The organism is Flavobacterium sp. GNP008 (assembly GCF_056428965.1).
Genome location: NZ_JBWJVL010000001.1, coordinates 831,212 through 853,919, shown reverse-complemented (window position 1 = coordinate 853,919; position 22,708 = coordinate 831,212). Strand labels below are relative to the sequence as shown.

General features: G+C 35.4%; 15 protein-coding genes. 12 read left to right on the top strand and 3 right to left on the bottom strand.

Features of this window, described 5'->3' with window-relative positions; all coding sequences use genetic code 11:
• The first annotated feature begins 167 nt into the window (after positions 1 to 167).
• The 4 genes from AC0608_RS03840 (at position 168) to AC0608_RS03825 (ending at position 9,066) form a co-directional block, all read left to right on the top strand.
• Positions 168 to 2,396, top strand: a complete 2,229-nt coding sequence (locus AC0608_RS03840; protein ID WP_417958993.1) for a TonB-dependent receptor family protein — start codon at positions 168 to 170, stop codon at positions 2,394 to 2,396.
• Between the two features lie 833 nt (positions 2,397 to 3,229).
• Positions 3,230 to 5,914, top strand: a complete 2,685-nt coding sequence (locus tag AC0608_RS03835) for a TonB-dependent receptor (RefSeq protein ID WP_478288176.1) — start codon at positions 3,230 to 3,232, stop codon at positions 5,912 to 5,914.
• A 43-nt stretch (positions 5,915 to 5,957) separates the two neighbouring features.
• Complete coding sequence (locus AC0608_RS03830; protein ID WP_478288175.1) at positions 5,958 to 6,479, top strand: YfiR family protein; 522 nt, start codon at positions 5,958 to 5,960, stop codon at positions 6,477 to 6,479.
• 172 nt (positions 6,480 to 6,651) lie between these two features.
• Positions 6,652 to 9,066 carry a PAS domain S-box protein gene (locus tag AC0608_RS03825; RefSeq protein WP_478288174.1) on the top strand — a complete coding sequence of 805 codons (2,415 nt, stop codon included), beginning with the start codon at positions 6,652 to 6,654 and terminating at the stop codon, positions 9,064 to 9,066.
• 28 nt (positions 9,067 to 9,094) lie between these two features.
• On the opposite strand, the gene AC0608_RS03820 is transcribed toward AC0608_RS03825, so the two are convergent.
• From AC0608_RS03820 to AC0608_RS03810, 3 genes are all read right to left on the bottom strand, one after another.
• The gene (locus tag AC0608_RS03820) at positions 9,095 to 9,511 is read right to left on the bottom strand and encodes a hypothetical protein (protein WP_417958989.1); all 417 of its coding nucleotides are present in this window, start codon (positions 9,509 to 9,511) and stop codon (positions 9,095 to 9,097) included.
• 44 nt (positions 9,512 to 9,555) lie between these two features.
• Positions 9,556 to 10,209 (bottom strand): metal-dependent transcriptional regulator, encoded by a 654-nt coding sequence (locus tag AC0608_RS03815; protein ID WP_417958988.1) that lies wholly within the window; start codon positions 10,207 to 10,209, stop codon positions 9,556 to 9,558.
• Between the two features lie 174 nt (positions 10,210 to 10,383).
• Complete coding sequence (locus AC0608_RS03810) at positions 10,384 to 12,255, bottom strand: Nramp family divalent metal transporter (RefSeq protein ID WP_417958987.1); 1,872 nt, start codon at positions 12,253 to 12,255, stop codon at positions 10,384 to 10,386.
• Between the two features lie 120 nt (positions 12,256 to 12,375).
• On the opposite strand from AC0608_RS03810, the gene AC0608_RS03805 reads away from it, so the two are divergent.
• From AC0608_RS03805 to AC0608_RS03770, 8 genes are all read left to right on the top strand, one after another.
• On the top strand, positions 12,376 to 14,619 hold the full coding sequence (locus AC0608_RS03805; protein WP_478288507.1) for a TonB-dependent receptor: 2,244 nt from the start codon (positions 12,376 to 12,378) through the stop codon (positions 14,617 to 14,619).
• Entirely contained in the window at positions 14,619 to 15,086 is a 468-nt protein-coding gene (locus AC0608_RS03800; RefSeq protein ID WP_478288173.1) for a thioredoxin family protein, read from the top strand. The genes AC0608_RS03805 and AC0608_RS03800 overlap by 1 nt, the downstream gene beginning before the upstream one ends.
• Before the next feature lie 35 nt (positions 15,087 to 15,121).
• A complete protein-coding gene (locus AC0608_RS03795) occupies positions 15,122 to 16,279 on the top strand; it encodes a lycopene cyclase family protein (protein ID WP_478288172.1) in 1,158 nt (385 codons plus the stop codon).
• A 96-nt stretch (positions 16,280 to 16,375) separates the two neighbouring features.
• Positions 16,376 to 16,786, top strand: coding sequence for a BrxA/BrxB family bacilliredoxin (locus AC0608_RS03790; RefSeq protein ID WP_091172289.1), 411 nt, complete (start codon positions 16,376 to 16,378; stop codon positions 16,784 to 16,786).
• A gap of 220 nt (positions 16,787 to 17,006) precedes the next feature.
• On the top strand, positions 17,007 to 18,374 hold the full coding sequence (gene trhO, locus AC0608_RS03785; protein WP_478288171.1) for an oxygen-dependent tRNA uridine(34) hydroxylase TrhO: 1,368 nt from the start codon (positions 17,007 to 17,009) through the stop codon (positions 18,372 to 18,374).
• Between the two features lie 186 nt (positions 18,375 to 18,560).
• Positions 18,561 to 19,817: a PSP1 domain-containing protein gene (locus AC0608_RS03780; protein WP_478288170.1), complete on the top strand. Its 1,257-nt coding sequence runs from the start codon at positions 18,561 to 18,563 to the stop codon at positions 19,815 to 19,817.
• Positions 19,801 to 20,280: a gliding motility lipoprotein GldH gene (locus AC0608_RS03775; protein WP_478288169.1), complete on the top strand. Its 480-nt coding sequence runs from the start codon at positions 19,801 to 19,803 to the stop codon at positions 20,278 to 20,280. Before AC0608_RS03780 ends, AC0608_RS03775 begins: the two co-directional genes overlap by 17 nt.
• Before the next feature lie 9 nt (positions 20,281 to 20,289).
• On the top strand, positions 20,290 to 22,599 hold the full coding sequence (locus tag AC0608_RS03770) for a penicillin-binding protein 1A (protein ID WP_478288168.1): 2,310 nt from the start codon (positions 20,290 to 20,292) through the stop codon (positions 22,597 to 22,599).
• Positions 22,600 to 22,708: the final 109 nt, after the last annotated feature.

Below are 22,708 nucleotides of genomic sequence, written 5' to 3'. Positions count from 1 at the left end.
TTTTGATAATTTAAGGACTTATTTTGTTTGATTATAATGCAGGAAAACCTCAGTAAAGCGTTCAAAGCATAATCAACAAATGTTAAACTTTGAATTTATATTATTTTTAATTTGTCTAAATAAGATTTAGAATTTACATTTGCAATGTAGAATAAATCTAAATAAAAATGAGAAAGATTATAATTGTAACTTCACTATTTGTCACTTCACTAGGGTTTTCACAACAAAAGGAACTATCAAAAAATCAAAAAGACAGTATTGAAAGTTTGAAGGAAGTTATAATTACAACAGATGCAATTGTTGGAAGTAAATTTAAAGCCAAAAACAAAGCAGGAGCAACTTATTTTATATCTCCAAAAGAGCTAAAAACTTTCAATTACGATGATGTATCCAGAATATTAAGAACCGTTCCTGGACTTAATATTCAAGAAGAAGAAGGTTTTGGTCTTAGACCAAACATTGGAATGCGCGGTACCAGTCCGGATCGTAGTAGTAAAATTACGCTAATGGAAGATGGTGTTCTAATTGCTCCCGCTCCTTATGCAGCACCCGCAGCGTATTATTTCCCCACCGTAAATAGAATGCAGTCTTTTGAGATCCTAAAAGGAGGTAGCCAAATTCAATACGGACCTTACACAACCGGTGGTGCTATTAATATGGTTTCAACACAAATTCCCAATCGTTTCTCTGCTAGAGTTGTTGCGAGTATTGGTAGTTTCAATACTAAAAAAACGTATGTAAATATAGGTGATGAAAGGAAGAACTTCGGGTACGTTTTAGAATACAACAACCGAAATTCAGATGGATTTAAGAAAATCGACAATAGCACTAAAACTACTGGTTTTCAAGGAAATGATTATGTTGCAAAATTTAGAATTAATACGGATGCAGATGCTAAAATTTTTCAATCCCTGACTGCAAAAATCCAGTACAGCGAAGACTTGGCAAACGAAACCTACTTGGGTTTAACAGAAACGGATTATAATAATAATCCCTATAGAAGATATGTAGGGTCAAACGAAGATTATATTGATACGGAGCACAAGCAAATTATGTTCACTCATTACATAAAACCATCTCAGAAATTTAATATAACTACCAAAGCCTATAAAAATAATTTTGCTAGGAATTGGTATAAACTGGATGCCTTAAAACTAGGAACAACAAAAGTGGGAATCAATTCTATATTGATTGATCCAACCACTTACAATGCGGAATATTTAGCTTTAACCGGTGCAAGCAATACTATTGACAATGCTTTAATTGTAAAAGCTAACAATCGGGGCTATGAAGCAAAAGGAATCCAATCTGTTGCTAATTATGATTTTGGAACAGGGGTTCTGAAACATGATCTAGATTTTGGTTTTCGTTACCATGAGGATTATGAAGACCGTTTTCAATGGGTTGACGGATACGCTATTCAAAACGGAGTTATGAACAGAACTTCTAACGGAACTCCTGGTACAGATGCAAATAGAATTACAAAAGCCGAAGCAGTTGCTGCTCATATTCTTTACACGTTAACCTATGATAAATTTACTTTCTCACCAGGAATTAGATATGAAAATATCAATTTAGAATCTATTAATTATGGCAGTAACGATATAACAAGAGTAGGAACGAGCGTTGTAAAAGCGAACAACCGTTTGGATGTTTGGATTCCTGGAATGGGAATTCTATATAAAATCAATGCGGATTATAATGTGTTTACTAGTATACACAAAGGATTTTCTCCTCCGGGTGCTAAGGTTGGAGAAGATGCCGAGAATAGTATCAATTCTGAACTTGGATTTCGCTTTCGTAAAAATGCTTTCTACGGGGAATTAATTGGTTATTATAATGATTTCTCAAATTTGCAAGGTGCTGATAATATGTCAGGAGGAGGAACCGGAACGGGAGATCTATTTAATGCAGGTGCAGCGATAGTTAAAGGTGTTGAATTTTTAGCGACATATGAAGTACTTAATAATCAGGAAAAAGGATATAAACTTCCTATTAGTTTTTCCTATACTTTAACAGATACCAACTTAAAAAGTGATTTTAATAGTCCAATCTGGGGGGATGTAAAGAGTGGAGATGAGATTCCTTATATTGCCAAAAATCAATTTGCCTTAGTGGTAGCTTTCGAAACAGAAAAGTTTAACCTTGCAATCAGTGGGAAATATGTAGATGCCTTTAGAACATTGGCGGGAACAGGTGCTATTCCATCGCAAAATAAAGTAAACAGTAATTTTATTGTTGATTTATCAGCTAAATACCACTTGACTCAAAAAGTGAGTTTGATGTCTAATATTATTAATTTGCTGGACAAGGAATATGCGGTATCAAGAGTTCCTGCAGGATTAAGACCAGGAATGCCTTTTAGTATTAACTTTGGAATAATGGCACAGTTGTAAAAATATTTTGACATTAGTTTAACTCTTAAAAGCAATCTATTTTGATTGCTTTTTGTTATTTTTATACTATGGATATTCAAGAAATTATAGCGTTTGGGGCTCTAGGCATAGCATTGTTTTTTTTGATTAAAAAATTCTTCTTCAAAAAGAAAAGTTCAAATAAAAATTGTGGTAGTGGTGATGATTGTGGTTGTCATTAGGCTATTTATCAAACTTTACGATTGTAGATTCCTTTAGGATCCTTTTACACTATAATGCATTCTCATTAAAGTGTAATGCCTATCCTCCTTATTCAAAAAAACCAGCCTTTAAGTTAAATTAGTTACTTTTTTTAAGTAAATTTACATAGTATAAGAAACTAGTTTTAGACTTAAGTTAGGTCGTTTTCATTTTTATATTTAAAAGAATAAATTGCGATTTAACTTTAATCAAAGCTATCTTTTGAACCTAATTTCAGCTTCACCCTTGTTTAAGCAATTGAAATTATAGAACTAATATGAATTGATATTCCATAAGGAAGTAAATATTCATAGTTTTTAGAAAAATCTAACATGTAAGGCTTGTAATTTTAATCCCAAATAAAATTTTGCCTTTTATGATTGTTCCAATGATCTTTTTTATTGATGATTGTTTGATTGTAAAAAATTTAATGAAAACAAAAGTTAATATCTATCCGATATGAAAACAAGAACGCTGCGTTTTAATTTCATAAATATTATTTTTAGGAACTACTTTATCTCCAGTAAATAATGTAAAATAATTCCAGGAAAAGTTCTTACAATTAGTATGTTGCAATTGATTTCAAACCACAGATGAACCAATAACAACTAATCATGAAAAAGCTTGCCTCCATATTAGTACTCACTTTAAACATTACGTTTCTTTTTGCTCAGAAGGAAATTTCGGGTTTTGTGATAGACAATGCGGGCGTGGCTATTTCTGGGGTTAATATTACGGAAAAAGGAACAAATAACAGCGTATCTACGAATAGTATTGGAGCCTATACCATTAATGTAAAAGAAGGAGCCATTTTAATTTTTAGCTACTTCGGTTTTCCTAAGCAAGAGCATGACACCACGGATTCTATCCTAAATGTTGTTTTATCGGAAGGCATTGGACAAAATCTTACTGAAGTTATGGTTACTGGAACGCGCGCGATCCCTCGAAGCAATACTACAACAACGCTTCCCATGGATGTAGTATCAGCTGAGGAACTGATGTTTACTGGACAAGCCACTTTAGACAAAGCGTTACAATACAAAATCCCATCATTTAACACGGTTCAAACTCCTGTAAATGATGCGACTTCCTTGCTCGATCCTTACGAAATTAGAAACATGGGTCCCAGTAGAACCTTAATACTTATTAATGGAAAAAGGAAAAATGTAAGCGCTTTACTGTATGTTCAAACTTCTCCAGGACAAGGAGAAACGGGTGTTGATATTGCTGCAATACCAATGGATGCTATAGAAAGAGTAGAGATTCTTCGTGATGGCGCCTCTGCTCAATATGGCTCGGATGCAATTGCAGGAGTATTAAATATTATTTTAAAAAAGAAAACAAATCAGGGTTCCATTACAGGAAGAACTGGTATTACCGCTAAAGGCGATGGAGAAATGTTGGGTGTGAGTCTGAACAATGGATCTGCTGTAGGCGACAAAGGTTTTCTGAATTACACGTTAGATTTCTCAAAAGTTACGCTTTCCAATAGGCCAGGAAAAGTAGCTCCAGAGGGAGATTTCACTGATTTTGGGGGCACTATTTCAGGTATCAATACCTTACCAGATATTAAAGCTTTTCTAACCAAGTATCCAGATGCTCGAAATAGCAATGGATCTCCAGAAACCGCTGCTGCAAAATTTTTAGTGAATGGGGAATTTCATTTATCGGATGAAACACAACTGTATTATAATGCTGCTTATGTGTACAAGAAAGTGAATTCTTTTGCTAATTATCGGGCCCCATATTGGGGTTTTGGAGAAGGGATAACTTTAAACGATCTACCTTATTTATTAGACTTTTTTGCAGAAGGAACGATTACTTCATACAAAGGCTATATTCCCACATTTACGGGTAATTTAAACGATTACCATGCAACATTAGGTTATAAAGTAATAAAGAACGGATGGAATGTTGATGCTAGTATAACAGTTGGTGGCAACAAACAGGATTATGTTATAGAAAACTCACACAATAGGTCCGAAATTCAAGATGGAAATGGCACTAATTTATATCGTGAAAATAGTCCTATTTTTTTCAAACCGGGCGGAGCTTCATTTAATCATGTGGTAGGGAACTTAGACATTTCGAAGGTTCTGTCTGATAAAATCAGTATTGGTTTTGGCTCAGAAGTTAGGACTGAAACTTTTGTAATTTCTGAAGGTGATACCGCATCCTGGGATGGTTTCGGCGCAGACTCATTTTCTGGAAACAGGCCTGAAGATTCCGGAAAATGGAATCGTTATAATTTAGGAGGATACTTTGATATTGCCTATGACTTTTCTAAAGATTTCTTGATAAACGGTACGGTACGGTATGAAGATTATAGTGATTTTGGGGCAGCAACGGTATGGAAATTAAGTACCCGGTATAAATTTTCTAATGATAAAATTACTTTACGAGGCTCCGTCTCCTCTGGTTTTAGAGCACCTACATTGCACCAAATTTACACCCAAAAATCACAGTATTCCTTCGTAGCAGGCCAAGGAATACAAATAAATGGCTTAATTAATAACATTTCTGCACAAGCCCGTATTTTAGGCATTCCTAAATTAGATGCTGAAAAATCAACCAATGTAACTTTTGGATTGGGAGCCAATCCTTGGAAAAATTTAATTTTTACGATAGATTATTACACTATAAAAGTAGAGGACCGAATTATTTTGGGAGACAAAGTAAACACCCAATTTGGAAGTGTTGCTTGGTTTGAAAACTCATTCGACTCAAGAACTTCAGGGATAGATGTGGTTTTAAATTACAGCACTATTGCAGTAGGATATGGAGTCTTGGGATTTAATTTATCAGGAAACGTAACTTTGGAAAACAAAAGAATTTCTCCCGTTGCGAGTGCTAATTTTGGGCCAACACTGGAGGCTTTGATGTTTACTTCCAGACCCGAGACAAAATGGATTTTGGGAGCAGATTATAAAATTAAAAAATTTGATCTATCCCTCAATAACACGTATTTTGGCAAAACAACTTTCAAACAAGAGGGTTTAAATACAAACTTAAGAACAGAATTTACGCCAAAAATAGTCACTGATTTAGGAATTAATTACGCTGCAACGGATCAATTATCTGTTATGTTCAATGTGAATAATATATTAAATGTACTACCCCAATGGAAATTTAAATCCGAAAACGCAGCTGGACAAGCAATATTGAATGATCCAATTCAAGTTAAATCGCAATTCAACCTGATTACATTCAATGGGCGCTACTCACAAATGACTTATCAAGGATATCATTTTAGTCAATTAGGAACTTTATTCAGTTTGTCGCTCGCTTATAAATTTTAAAACACTTTTCTAATTAGGACAGAAATTCGTTAAAAACAGAAGGATGAAAACTAAAAATCACATACTTATTTTAGGCGTATTTTTCATGCTAATGGGGGGAAATACTATTTTGGCCCAAGAGAATACAGAAGGAAAGGAATACGCTTTGAAAGCTGATTTTCTATACCGCTTTATAGATTATGTTTATTGGAAAAATTATTCTAAAAAACAAACGTTCAAGATCGCTATTCTGGAAGAAAGCCCAATAACTTCTTCATTACTGATTCTTTCTAAAAATAAAAAAATTGAAGTAAAGGAATACAAAGAATTGAAAGAGTTAGGGTTTTGCAATATTTTATTTGTTCCCTATAACTGCACCATTCCTGTAGAAACGATCCTTTCTAAACTTTCCGGTAAACCAGTATTAATTGTGACGGAACAAAATGGGTATGGAAAAAAAGGCGCACACATGAATTTTATCATGGTTGAAAATAAATTAAAATTTGAAGTAAATCTAAAAGCAATTAATAAAGCGGGAATCGGAATCAGTTCATTTTTATTACAGCATGCAATTATTGTACAATAATAGGATCATATTAAACACCTCTATTTCTTTAATTTATTTTTGAATTGGAGATAAGAGAATTGAAAATTAGAAAACCACATAGTTTTAGTGTACCAAAGCCGTTTTTACATCAAAAAACAACACATACATGATGAATCTAAGGAACATATCAATTAAAAATAAGCTGGTACTCATGCAGGTTTTTACCTCTGCTTTTGTATTAGGACTTTGTATTGCTGCTTTTGTATTAATAGATATCAAAGGCTTCAAGGACAGAAAAGTAATAAGTTCAATAGCGATTGCAAAAGTTGTAGGGTTCAATACGGTATCGGCACTTGAGTTTTTGGATAATGCTGCCGCCAATAAAATTCTCTCGGAATTAAACGTACAGAATGATATTTTAAATGCAAGTATTCTGGACAAAAAAGGTACCGTGTTTGCTTCGTATGCAAAACCTGGCAGTGATGCAAATTATCGGTTTACAGTACCGGCAATGGACCAGAAAAACTTCCTGTTTACCAAAGAAAATCTGTTTGTTTATAGCCAAATCAAAAAGGACAATAAAACAGTAGGTTTGGTTTGTCTCCGATTTGAATTATCAGAGCTCAATAAAATAAAAATGGACGTTTTGCGTCTGGGAGTAGTCCTATTATTAGTGGGAATAGGATTGGCATACCTGATTGCAATGGTTATCAAGAAATACATTTCAAAACCATTACTCAATTTAGTAACAGGGATACAACAGATAAGAGATACGGGTGATTATAAAACGCGTATGGTTGTAGAAGGAAAGGATGAAATTAGTATTCTTTCCTTGGGCCTTAATAATATGTTGGACAATATTGAAAAAAGAGACAATGAAGTAGCACAATCTAAAGAGCAACTAAATAAGCAGAATACACTCCTGCAATCGGTTATTCAAAATATGGGCGATGGATTAATTGTTGCTGATGAGAACAGAAAATTTATCCTCTGGAATACTGCTAGCGAACGAATAATTGGAATTGGTCCTATGGATATTCCTATTGATCGATGGGCAAGTACCTATGGCTTCTTTTTACCGGATACAAAAACAATTTTTGATACAAATGACATTCCCTTAGTGAAAGCATTAAATGGAGAAGAAGTAGATAATGTGGAACTATTTATTCAGAATTATAAAAAACCAGAAGGTCTCTTTGTAATTGTTACAGCCCGCCCACTAAAGAACGCCCTTGGAGCAATTACGGGCGCAGTGCTAGTTATTCATGACATCACAGCATTGAAAAATTCAGAAAACGAGATAAAAAAACTCAATGAGGAGCTCGAACACAAAGTAACGGAACGTACAGCTCAATTGGCGGATGCTATAGAAACACTTCGTAAAAGCGAGGAAAAATATCGTGAAATTGTGGAGAACATAAGCGATGTAGTTCATACATCAGATTATAAGGGTTATTTTACTTATATCAATCCCGCATGTAAAAAACTTACGGGATATAGCCAAAATGAAATTATAGGAAAGCAATTTTCAGAAATTGTAGCTCCCGAATGGAGAGACCGTGTCGCAGAATTTTATTTGGATCAGTTCAAACATAAAATAGACGAAACATTATTTTCCTTTCCTATTATTACTAAAAACAGAGAACAAAAATGGGTAGAACAAACCGTAATGCAGTTAAGAGTTGGCAATAGAATAACCGGACATAAGGCGATTATGCGAGATATTACGGAACGGAAAGCAGCCGAACAAAAATTAAAAGAAAGTGAAGGGCAGTTGCAAACCATATTCAATGAAGCTCCGGATGCTTTGATTGTAATAAATGATGAGGGAAATATTATTCGATGGAACCCTCAAGCCGAAAAAGTGTTTGGATGGTCATTAGTTGAGGTGATGGGAAAACCAATGCACCACTTAATTATTCCGGAGCAACACAGAGAAAATCACATCAACGGATTTAAAAATTTCCTCATAAATGGGGAAGGTGCGTTTATAAATAAAACCATAGAAATTACAGCTCTTAATAAAAAGAACGAAGAATTTGATATTGAGTTAACCATATCTCCAGCAACCATTCTTGGTAAATATATTTTCATTGCTTTTATCAAAGACATCTCTCTCAGAAAAAAAATGGAAAATGAGAAAAGAGAGGCTGATAAATTAATGCATCTTAATGAACTTAAATTGAAATTAATTCTAGAAAACATTGGGGAGGGAATCATTGTAACAGACAACCAAAAAAGAATTGTTTTGTCCAATCACATGGCGGAAGAAATTATTGGAATAAAAGAAGATTCTTTAACGCCCACTACATTGGATTGGTCCACTAAATATGATTTGTATTATCCTGACGAACAAACTGTATTTCCTGCTCAGAACCTTCCATTGGAGAAAGCATTAAAAGGGGAATCAACGGATGATGTTGAGATCATAATTGAAAATTCAGAAACTAAAACAAAAAAACGTGTGGTCATTAGCGGCAGACCAATAATTGATGAAAATAACTATGTAATTGCTGCTGTTGCCAATATAAGAGACATTACCTCTTACAAAGAGCTGGAGGTTGCTTTAGAGGAAAGTGAACAGAAATACCGAAAATTAATTGGGTTCAAAAGTGATAAAAAATAACACGATACTAACCAATTAAACATTGAAATTATTTCAAGTATTTAATTTGTATGTGATAATCTTTCGGATCAATTTTGACTCCTTCTTTTGGATAAGGTAAAACACTAAAGTTCTTTATGTTTTTATGTTTTTCAGGTAAATATTTAGCAAACCACTGTTTGTTTGCATCAACGTTTTTCATTGAGAATACCATCGTGTGATCCTCAACTAATTTTGAATTTTTGTACACTGAAATAATAACGGATACTTCTCCGGCCCAGATGCAAGTCACGCCTTTGGGACATCTGGAGTCTGAAACAACTGCTGCCAAAACCAGATTAAATCCCTTTTTAGTAAGACACTTTTTCTGGGTTATGGTTGCGGTTTGAACCTTTTCTGTTTTCAGATTTTGTGCGAAAGTTATTGTACTAAGAATCAAAATAAACAATAATAAGGCATTTTTCATCTTCTTTTTTTTAAATAGTTTATCCAAAGATAGAACCAAAATCACTACATCACTTTTACAAATAGATTACTGGCAATTTTATTGGATATTGTTAAATCTTGGTGGTCTACTTTTATTTTTAATGACAAATCGAAACTTTCTCTTCCGATGATTTCAATTTTAGAACCCAATGCGATTCCTTGTTTATCCAAATATTTCAGAAACTCTGATGAGGTGTCTTTAACGCCAACACAAATCCCTGCTTGATTTTCCTGCAATTCTGAAAGCAATTGTTTTTCAATTTTAACGATTTGTCCATTGGCATCAGGAATAGGGTCACCGTGTGGATCTTCGGTGGGATTTCCTAGAAAATCATCCAGTTTATTAATGAGTTTTTCGGATTTAATATGCTCTAATTGTTCTGCAATATCATGCACCTCATCCCAAGAAAAATCGAGTTTGTCTACTAAAAAAACTTCCCAAAGCCGGTGTTTCCTTACAATCATTTTTGCTGCTATTTTCCCATGGTCTGTCAAAGAAACGCCTTGGTACTTTTTATAATTAACCAAATCTTTTTCGGCTAATTTTTTAAGCATATCCGTCACTGATGAAGCTTTGGTTTCCATTTTTTCCGCAATGGCATTCGTGCTTACTTCTGAATCTGAAATAATCGTTAAATGATAGATGGTTTTAAGATAGTTTTCTTCTGAAAAAGTCATTGAATTTTAGATTGGTGATTTGTTATTTTGATTCCAAATGCCCTAGCCCTGATTATTACAGTTATTTTATAATTTTATTCGAGTTCGGTGAACTGCGTTTGAAGCAGTACCCTTTTCCTGCTTTTTTAAATAACAAAAGATATAGCTAATAGCAGGACGCAGCTCCTAGTACTTTTAATTCTTTACAATGAGTAATGGAATAGCAATTTTGTGACGCAATTTGTCAACGGTAGTTCCAAAGACTAAATCCTTGAATCCTGTATGACCGTGGGTTCCCATTACTAAAATATCAAATTTTCCTTTATTGATGATTTCAGGAATTACTTTATTAGGTTTTCCAAATCCCAATTGCGTTGTTACTGTAAATCCTTTATCAGTAAGCATGACTTTGTATTGCTCTAGTAATTTTTCGTCAATTAAGGTTTCGTGATCATCTACGTTTTCGCCATAAAGCATCGCACCAACGGTTTCTACCACATGAATCAACGTATATTGTGCTTCTATTCCGCCTAATTCAAAAGCGTTATTAAGCGCTACTTCATCAGCGCTGGAAAAATCTACTGAAATGGCAATATTCTTTTTAGTATAAGTACCTGATTTTGAAAATCGCAATTTTAAACTATGTGGCGAATGATTTTGAATGTCTATTTTTGTCTTCCCGAAAAAGGGCTGAAATACAATATAAAGCAACAAGATCAAGAAACCAATGGCCAATGGAACCACTGTCAACCATAATAAAATGGGATTATTAGAAGTTTCAAGCCAGCCATTTATTTCGTCAAAAACCAATTTAGCGTTTAGGGAAACAATGATGGTCGCAATAAGCCAGGAAGCTATTTGAGTAATTTTCCCGATATGAAATCCTTTCATCTTTGATTTATCACTTACAAAATGAATTAGCGGAATAATGGCAAATCCCAATTGTAAACTTAGGATGACCTGGCTCAAAATCAGTAATTTACCGGTTACACTTTCTCCATAAATCGTAATTACAATAACAGCAGGGACAATGGCGACTAAGCGTGTGATTATTCTTCGAACCCAGGGCTGAATGCGTAAATTAAGATAGCCCTCCATTACAATTTGACCCGCTAGCGTTCCTGTAATTGTAGAACTTTGCCCAGCAGCAATCAAGGCTACTGCAAATAATATAGGTGCAAATTTACTTCCTAAAAGCGGTTCTAGAAATCGGTGGGCATCTTGAATTTCAGCCACCTCAAACATTCCATTTTTATAAAATGTAGCCGCAGCCAGTATCAAAATGGCGGCATTTACTAGAAAAGCAAGGTTTAATGCAATAGTAGAATCTATAAAATTGTATTTTAAAGCTTGCTTAATTCCCGCTTTACTTCGCTCGAAGTTTCTGGTTTGTACTAGCGAGGAATGCAAGTATAGGTTGTGTGGCATCACTGTGGCGCCAATAATCCCTATAGTGATATACAATGCGGCCTCATTAGGCATTGAAGGAATTAATCCAAAAAGCACTTTGTCGAGTTCTGGTTGAGCAAATATCATTTCGAAAATAAAGGAGAATCCAATGATGGCTACTAACACGATGATGAATGCTTCCATTTTTCGGATCCCTTTGTTTATTAAGAATAACAACAAAAAAGTATCCAAAACCGTAATTAATACCCCTTCGATTAACGGAATATCAAATAGTAAATTGATTCCTATGGCCATTCCCAAAACCTCGGCAAGATCACAAGCCGCAATAGCAATTTCGGCAAGGAAATACAATATATAATTGATAAATGGCGAATAAGTTTCCCGGGAGGCCTGCGCTAAATCACGTTGCGTAACAATACCCAATCGAGCACTTAAACTTTGCAACAACAACGCCATGATATTGCTCATTAATAAAACCCAAAGCAAGGCATACCCAAACTGGCTGCCACCTGCAATGTCCGTAGCCCAGTTTCCCGGGTCCATATAACCTACGCTAATTAAATATGCCGGTCCGAAAAAAGCCAGAATTTTTCTAAATACCGATTTCTTGTTTAGTGTTGAAACGGATTGGTTTACTTCTTCTAAAGATTTACTCATATCATTATGTTATTGACACAAATGTAATTAAAAAATTTGTTTTGCAAAATATAATTTTTAGCTTTGCCTAAATTTAATTTAAGTACTGTGAAAAAATTATACTCATTATTGGTTTTTCTGATGGTTCACTTTAGCTACGCTCAGGAAAAAACGAGTCTTTCGGGGTCCGTTTCATCAGAAAAAAAAGGAATTTCGGAGGCTCGTGTTTTTTTAATTGGAACAAAATACGCCACCCAAACGGATAGTTTAGGAAATTACAGCATAGCGAATATTGCTGAGGGAAATTATAGAATTCAGATTACGGCAAGCGGTTTTCAAACTTTAAAAAAGAATATAACGGTCAAAATTAATGAATATACTATTCTGGATTTTGAACTTTCAAATAATGAAAACCAACTTAACGAAGTCGTGGTTTCGGGAACTTTAAAACCCGTAAAAAGACTGGAAAGCCCCGTTCCGGTAGAAGTTTATTCTCCTGTATTTTTTAAGAAAAATCCAACGGCGAGTATTTATGAAGCCTTACAAAATGTAAATGGGGTGAGACCGCAGCTTAATTGCGGCGTTTGCAATACGGGTGACATCCATATCAACGGCCTCGAAGGTCCCTATACACTAGTTTTAATAGACGGAATGCCCATTGTGAGCAGTTTGTCTACGGTGTATGGATTATCCGGAATTCCAAATTCATTAGTGGAACGAATTGAAATTGTAAAAGGTCCTGCTTCCTCCTTATATGGCAGTGAAGCCGTGGGCGGTTTAATTAATATCATTACCAAAAATCCTACAAATGCACCTTTATTTTCTGCCGATGTGTTTTCTACTTCTTGGTTGGAAACTAATATTGATTTAGGCGTAAAACTCAATGTAGGCCAGAGAGCCACGGCACTTATAGGTTTGAATTATTTTAGCTACAATCAAAAAATAGACAACGATGGCGACAATTTTACCGATGTTACCCTTTCTGACCGAATTTCCCTTTTTCAAAAATGGACTTTTGACAGAAAAGAAAACCGATTGTTCACCATTGCGGCGCGCGGCGTTTATGAAGACCGTTTTGGTGGCGATGTGCGTTGGGAGAAAAAACACCGTGGTGGAGACGAGATCTATGGCGAAAGCATTTACACCAAACGAGCGGAATTAATAGGAAGTTATCAATTGCCTTTTTCTGAAAAACTGATGCTTTCTTTTTCTGGAAATGTGCATTATCAGGACAGTCGTTATGGTACAACCAGTTATATTGCCAATCAAAAAATTGGTTTTGTACAACTAACTTGGGATAAAAAAATAGGAAAAAATGATATGCTAGCAGGAATTGCCACGCGGTATAATTATTATGATGACAATACGCCAGCAACTTCAACACTCGGAAGTAACAACCCAGAAAAAACCTGGCTGCCTGGGATTTTTGTTCAGGACGAAATTACATTTACTGAAAAACACAAACTTTTATTAGGAATGCGGTACGATTACAATTCTTTTCATGGAAATATTATAACGCCAAGGCTAGCCTATAAATGGAAATTAAATGACAATAATATTATTCGGCTGAACACAGGAACAGGGTTTAGAGTCGTTAATTTATTTACCGAAGACCACGCCGCTTTAACTGGAGCGCGTGAAATTGTAATCGCAAATAATTTGAAGCCCGAGCAATCGATAAACGCCAATTTGAATTATATCAAAAAAATAAATTTTAATAACGGGACATTCATAGGAATTGAAACCTCACTATTTCATACCAGATTTAGTAATAAAATTGTATCGGACTACATTACAGATCCTAACAAAATCATCTATGACAATATCAATGGTTATGCAATAAGTCAAGGTCTTAGTATGAATATTGATTTCAATTTTCCGAATGGATTAAAAATCATAACAGGTGCTTCCCTGCTTAACAATAAAAACGTTCAAAATGGCCGAAAAGAAACACCTTTTTTGACCGAAAAATTTACTGCAACTTGGAGTGTTTCCTATAAATTTAGGGCTTTAGATTTGAATGTAGATTATACTGGAAATGTGTACAGCCCTATGCAATTGCCACTTTTGAGTACTCTAGATCCTCGTGCTCCAGAATCGCCATGGTACAGTTTACAAAACGTTCAATTCACGTATTCCGGTTTAAAAGATTTTGAATTCTATGCTGGGGTCAAAAACCTATTGAATTTTTTGCCGAAACAAAACAACCCGTTTCTGATTGCAAGAACCAATGATCCTTTTGATAAAAATGTAGTATATGACGGTAACGGACAAGTACAGGCAACACCTGAAAACCCGTATGGATTAACGTTTGATACAACGTATGTGTATGGACCGAATCAAGGAATCAGAAGTTTTTTCGGACTTCGCTATACGCTGCGATAATGATAAAAAAACAGGTCATACTATTACTTTTATGCTGTGTGATTCCGTCCGGATTTGCACAGTTGCATTCGGTTTCGTTCGAACAAATAGACAGTTTACAAGGTGTTGAAAAGCGAAAAACAATCGTTTTTATTCAAACCGACTGGTGTCAATTTTGCCATGCGATGAAAAACACGACCTTTAAAAACGGAGAAATAATTACCGAACTCAACAGTGCTTTTTATTTTGTTGACTTGAATGCCGAAGAAGAAAAAATAATTGTTTTTAATAAAACCACTTTTCAGTTCAAACCCACGGGAAATAGCTCCGGAACGCACGAACTGGCCATCGCATTAGGAACAATAAGCAAGCAATTGAACTTTCCTGTTTTGTGTGTTTTGAATAGTAAAAATGAGATTATTTTTCAACACAGCGGGTACTTAAAACCAAAAGAATTAAAGCTGATTTTAGCCAAACTAAAAGAATAAAATTGTCTATTTTTGGGGAAATGTCAAATTCCCAAATGAAACACTACGATTATATTTTTACTGGCGCAGGATTATCGGCTTTGATGACCGTCTATAAAATGGTGCAATCCGGAAAATTTAAGAATACAAGTATTTTATTATTGGATGAAAATGCCAAAAAAACCAACGACAGAACGTGGTGTTTTTGGAAAACCAATGATTCGGTTTGGGAACAATCCATTTCCAAAAAATGGAATTCGGCTTTGTTTGCCAATCAAGATTTTCGCAGGGATTTAGATTTGAAACCATACCACTACAATATGGTGAAAGGGTTGGATTTTTACACGCAAGTATTTGATTTGCTTTCGAAACAAGAAAACATCACATTTATCCATAAAAAAGTATTGGAAATCGAAGAATCGGGAACTATAATTCTGGTACAAACTGAAACTGAAAGTTTTTCCTGCTCGAAATTGTTTAACAGTATTTACAACAATCAAAAAGCAGAAAGTCAGACCAAATATCCTGTTTTACAGCAGCATTTTATTGGTTGGTGTATCAAAAGTGAACAAGCTATTTTCAATTCGGAGCAAGCTACTTTTATGGATTTTTCAGTGGAACAAAAAGGGAATACCCGATTTATGTACGTGTTGCCCACATCCAAAACCGAGGCTTTACTAGAATATACTTTGTTTTCCCACCAGCATTTAAAGACCGAAGAGTACGAAAACGAAATCAAGAAATACATTGAAAAGCTCGGCATTATAAATTATGAAATCGTCGATAAAGAGCAAGGCAGTATCCCTATGACCTGTTATCCTTTTTGGAAATCGAACACTAAAAATGTACTTAATATAGGAACTTCCGGCGGTTGGACGAAAGCCAGTACGGGCTATACTTTTAATAACTCTGATAAAAAATCAAGTGAATTGGTAGCCTTTCTGCAAAGGGAAACTGACTGCACAAAATTTTATAGGAGAACTAAATTCTGGTTTTACGATTTGCTTCTGTTAGACATTTTAGACCGAAAAAATGAATTGGGTTCTACTATCTTTTCTTCGATGTTCAAAAAAGGAAATCCAACTTTGATTTTTAAATTTCTAGACGAAGAGACGTCATTAAAACAGGATATTCAGGTTATCCTAAAATGTCCAAAAATGCTATTTATTAAAGCTATTTTTCATGTGGCTTCAAAAGCAATGAAACAACAATAAAACTATAACAAAACTTTATAATTCAACTCCTGTTCCTGAATGTAAACTTTGTAACTTTGCAACTTAGAATTAGTATTGATTTAAAACAAAAAAGATATGTATCCAGAAGAAATGGTAAAACCCATGCAAGCAGAACTAACTGCTGCAGGTTTTCAAGATTTACATAGTGCTGAAGCAGTAGAGAACGCAATGAAATTAGAAGGAACAACGCTTGTAGTTGTAAATTCGGTTTGTGGTTGTGCTGCTAGAAACGCACGTCCCGGAGCAAAAATGAGTTTAGATGGCGCTAAAAAACCAGACCATTTAATTACGGTTTTTGCAGGAGTTGACAAAGATGCAGTTGATGCTGCCAGACAACACATGTTCCCTTTCCCTCCATCATCACCAAGTATGGCTTTGTTCAAAAACGGAGAATTAGTACACATGCTAGAGCGTCACCACATTGAAGGTCGCCCAGCAGAACTAATTGCTGAAAACTTGAAAGATGCTTTCAACGAGTATTGCTAATTAGGAAAGTTTCAAAAGAAACAAAGGTGCTAAGGCATAAAGTTAACAAAAAGCACTATTAATTTAGTGCTTTTTTGTTTTCATTCCTTTCTCCTCTTCCCTTCTTAAACCTTTGCACCTTTGCCTCTTTCTCCCTATGCTTCTTTGAACCTTTGCTCCTCTGAACCTTTTTTCATACTTTTGCAAAAAATATATTTCTCAACTTAAAACTGTTTATAGCATGCAACTGTATAACACATTAAGCGCAGAGGAAAGAGCCATCATGATTGATGATGCCGGAAAACAACGTCTTACGCTGTCTTTCTATGCTTATGCGCAAATCTCAAATCCAACACAATTTCGTAACGAATTATTTCTGGCGTGGAACGCTCTTGAAGTTCTGGGTCGGATTTATGTCGCCAGTGAAGGAATCAACGCCCAGTTATCATTGCCCGCGGATCATTTCTATGCGTTCAAAGATGCTATCGAAGTCTATGATTTCATGAAAGGAATCCGATTGAATATTGCCGTAGAACAAGACGATCACTCGTTCTTGAAACTCACGGTAAAAGTGCGAGACAAAATTGTAGCGGATGGTTTGGTTGATGAAACTTTTGATGTGACCAATATTGGGATTCATCTAAAGGCCAAGGAATTCAATGAGCTTTTGGAAGATCCAAATACGATTGTAGTCGATATGCGCAATCATTACGAAAGTGAAATTGGACATTTTACCAAAGCGATCAAACCAGATGTGGATACTTTTCGGGAATCATTACCCATTATCGAAGAACAACTTGCGGAACACAAACAAGACAAAAAACTATTGATGTATTGCACCGGAGGAATCCGTTGCGAGAAAGCCAGCGCTTACTTCAAACACAAAGGTTTTGAAAACGTGTACCAACTGGAAGGTGGAATTATTGAATACACGCGTCAGGTAAAAGCCGAAGGTTTAGAAAGTAAATTCATCGGGAAGAACTTTGTATTTGACCACCGCTTGGGCGAAAGAATCACGGACGATATTGTTTCGCAATGCCATCAATGTGGCGCGCCTTGTGATGTGCATACGAATTGCGTGAATGAAGGCTGTCATTTACTTTTTATCCAATGTGATTCTTGCAAGGAAAAAATGGAAGGTTGTTGTTCTGCTGAATGTGTAAGTGTGATTCATTTGCCGGAAGAAGAGCAAAAAGCCATTCGCAAAGGAATTAAAAACGGAAATAAGATTTTCAAAAAAGGAAAATCAGACGTTCTAACTTTCAAAAATCAGGAAGAGACACACGGTGTTTTTGTTGCAGAAAAACCAGCCAAAAGCTTTGGGTCTGCAGCTAAAAAAGAACCAAAAATTAAGAAAATTTATATTGGAAAAGGAACCCATTTCTTTCCAAAAGCTAGTATTGGCCAATTTTTAATTGAAGAAAACGAAATCAAAATTGGCGATACGATTTTAATTAAGGGCGCTACAACAGGCGAGCAAAAACTGGTAATTGAAGAAATGTTGGTGAACGATTTAGCGCAAGAAAAAGCATTTCCTGGAGACACTTGTACTTTTAAATTGCCTTTTAGAATTCGATTATCTGATAAATTATATAAGATTCTAGATTAAATATTTAGGATAAAATCACACGAAATAAACCCATTACAAGCTCATTTGTAATGGGTTTATTTATTAGAAATTTATGAATTATTGACGCTTTTATGCGTTGTGCTGTAAAATTAAAAAATACTATCTTTACAAATTAAACGTTTTAAGAACTTAAGTTGTGCGAGTCGCAACACTACATATAAGATTATGGCATGTACAAGTTGTTCAACTTCGGATGGTGGCGCACCTAAGGGTTGTAAAAATAATGGGACTTGCGGCACCGATAGCTGCAATAAATTAACGGTTTTCGATTGGCTTTCTAATATGAGTTTGCCTAATGGCGACGCTCCTTTTGACTGTGTTGAGGTACGCTTCAAAAACGGCCGAAAAGAATTTTACCGAAACACTGAAAAATTAACGTTAAGCATTGGCGATATAGTGGCAACTGTTGCTTCTCCAGGACATGATATAGGGATTGTTACTTTGACCGGAGAATTGGTTAAAATCCAGATGAAGAAAAAAGGAGTCAATCACTTGAGTACTGATGTTCCTAAAATTTACAGAAAGGCATCTCAAAAAGATATTGATATTTGGTCAACGGCAAGGGACAAAGAAGAGCCTATGAAGGTTCGCGCCCGCGAATTAGCGATTGCTCAAAAACTGGAAATGAAAATTTCCGATATTGAATTTCAAGGAGATGGATCAAAAGCTACGTTTTATTACACCGCAAATGATCGTATTGACTTTCGTGCGTTAATTAAAGATTTCGCTAAAGAATTTAGTACTCGTATTGAGATGAAGCAGGTAGGTTTCCGTCAGGAAGCAGCCCGTTTAGGCGGAATAGGATCTTGCGGTAGAGAATTGTGTTGCTCAACTTGGTTAACAGATTTTAGAAGTGTAAATACTTCTGCAGCACGGTACCAACAGCTGTCTTTGAATCCACAAAAACTGGCAGGACAATGCGGAAAATTAAAATGTTGCTTGAATTATGAGTTGGATACGTACATGGATGCGTTGAAAGATTTTCCAGATTTCGAAACAAAATTGGTGACGGAAAAAGGAGATGCGATTTGCCAGAAACAAGATATTTTCAAGGGGTTAATGTGGTTTGCTTACACTAATAATTTTGCGAATTGGCATGTACTGAAAATTGATCAAGTCAAAGAAATTGTTGCTGAAAACAAACTAAAAAATAAAGTTTCTTCACTGGAAGATTTTGCAATAGAACTAATTGTTGAACCAGAGAAAAACTTCAATAATGCAATGGGACAAGAAAGCTTAACCCGTTTTGACCAACCCAAAGCAAAGAAAAAACCCAATAAAAAACGCAAACCGGCAGGAGAAAATGCAATTGTAGCCAACAACAACAAACCTGCAAACACTAACCGTCAGGCTTCCAATGATAAAAAGCCTACCGAACCAAGAAAACCAATAATTATTACTAAAAATGTGGATAAAAAATAGCACTTTACTTCTTTTAGTGGTAATCCTTTTTGCTTCATGTGATAAAAAAAGAGTTTTTGATGAGTATATATCTGTTGGAAGTGATTGGCACAAAGACAGTATTGTAACCTTCAATTTACCAGAATTGGACTCCACTAAGCGGTATGATTTATTTGTAAATTTGAGAGCCAATAACAAGTATCAATACAATAATCTGTTTTTAATAGTGGCATTAGAATTACCTAATGGTTTTACAAAAGTGGATACGCTCGAATACCAAATGGCAGATCCAGACGGAACATTATTAGGCGATGGTTTTTCGGATATAAAAGAGAGTAAACTCTTTTATAAGGAAAATGTGCGGTTTCGATCCAAATACAAAGTCTACATCAAACAGGCAGTTAGAGAAAATGGTAAAGTTCCGGGTGTAACAGCATTAGATGGAATTACGGAGGTAGGTTTTAGAATAGAAAAAAAAGAATAAAATAGTATTATGGCTATCAAAAAAAATAACAATTCAGCAGGAGGTAATGACAAAGACATTGCGCATTATCAAAAGAAATTTTGGAAAATATTCTTTATTGGCCTAGGCAGTGTAGGTTTATTTTTCTTATTTGCTTCCTGGGGAATTTTCGGTTCGATGCCTTCTTTTGAAGATTTAGAGAATCCGGATTCTAATTTAGCCACAGAAATTATATCTGCTGACGGAGTGGTTCTAGGGAAGTATTTTGAAAAAAATAGATCCCAGTTAAAATACTCCGATTTACCAAAAAATCTAGTTCAAGCGTTAATAGCGACTGAAGATTCTCGTTTTTATGAACATTCCGGCATCGACGGGAGAGGAACTTTAAGAGCCATTTCCAGTTTAGGAACCAGCGGTGGGGCCAGTACATTGACCCAACAATTAGCCAAACAACTATTTCACGGAGAAGGTTCCAAATTTTTACCTTTTAGAATTGTTCAAAAAATAAAAGAATGGATTATCGCTATTCGATTGGAAAGACAATACACTAAAAATGAAATCATTGCCATGTATTGTAATGTGTATGATTTTGGAAACAATTCTGTTGGAGTAAGTTCAGCAGCTAAAACGTATTTTTCTAAAGAACCTAAGGATCTAACAATCAGTGAGTCGGCAATATTAGTAGGAATGTTCAAAAATTCTGGTTTGTATAATCCGATAAGAAACCCGCAAGGAGTAAAAAACCGAAGAAATGTGGTGCTTTTGCAAATGGAAAAAGGAAAGATCATTTCAAATGAAGAGAAAGAAAGACTTCAAAGTTTACCAATCAAATTAAACTTCAAATTAGAAACACATAAAGACGGTACGGCTACCTATTTTAGAGAATATCTTCGCGATTACATGAAAAAATGGGCCGAAGAAAACAAAAAATCGGATGGTTCAGATTATGATATCTACAAAGACGGTTTAAAAATATATACTACCATAGATTCCAGAATGCAATTGCATGCAGAAGAAGCCGTAACGGCTCACATGGCAAACCTTCAAGAAGAGTTTTTTAGTCAATCTAAGGGTAATAAAAACGCTCCTTTTGTTAATATTTCTTCGGTAGAAACACAACGAATTCTGAATCAGGCCATGAAATCCTCTAACAGATGGGCCGTGATGAAATCACTCGATAAAAGCGATGAAGAAATTATAAAATCGTTCAGTGAAAAAACAGAAATGACCGTATTTTCCTGGAAAGGAGAAAAAGATACCATCATGACACCATTGGATTCCATTCGGTATTACAAACACTTTTTACAATCGGGATTGATGGCCATGGAACCGCAAACAGGTAATATAAAAGCTTGGGTAGGGGGTATCAATTACAAATATTTTCAATACGACCACGTAGGCCAAGGAGCCAGACAAGTAGGTTCGACCTTTAAACCCTTTGTTTATGCTACAGCTATCGAGCAATTGAATATGTCTCCGTGTGACTCCATTATTGATGGTCCATTTATAATTCGTAAAGGACGTCATAATGTTACCGAGGATTGGGAACCTAGAAATTCTGACAATACATACCGCGGAATGGTTACCTTAAAAAGAGGATTAGCCAATTCCATAAATACAGTATCTGCAAAATTGATTGACAAAGTGGGTCCACAAGCAGTAATCGATTTAACACATAAATTAGGTGTAAAATCTGAAATTGTAAACCAACCGTCTATTGCGTTAGGAGCAGTCGAAATAACAGTCGAAGATATGGTTGCTGCATACAGCACTTTTGCTAATCAAGGAGTTTACATGAAACCTCAATTTATATCCAAGATTGAAGACAAAAGTGGAGTTGTAATTTATGAGCCCATTCCAGAATCGCATGATGTTTTAAATAAAGACATCGCTTATGCTGTGATCAAATTATTGGAAGGGGTAACCGAAGGTGGTTCAGGAGATCGTTTGCGAACCACTGGTGGTGGTAACGGTGACAACCGTTGGACAGGCTATCCGTATTCATTCAGAAACCCTATTGCTGGAAAAACCGGTACCACACAAAACCAGTCTGATGGTTGGTTTATGGGAATGGTTCCTAATCTTGTAACAGGCGTTTGGGTAGGTTGCGAAGACCGTTCGGCACGTTTTAAAAGCATTACTTACGGACAAGGTGCTACGGCGGCACTTCCAGTTTGGGGATATTTCATGAAACTATGTTATGCTGATCCGGCACTCAAAGTCTCTAAAGAATCCTTTGATAGACCGGCTAATCTTTCTATAAAAGTAGACTGTTACGTTCCTAAAAAGGTAATAGACACCACTGCAGTTGAACAGGATACCGAAGAATTTGAATTGTAATTTAATGATTTATCGCTACTAAATTAGGAATTAGGAGCTATTTCCAGCTGTACACTCTATCTTTTTATCTTGTCTCGTTTTGAGAACGATACAAGATAAAAAGGATGCC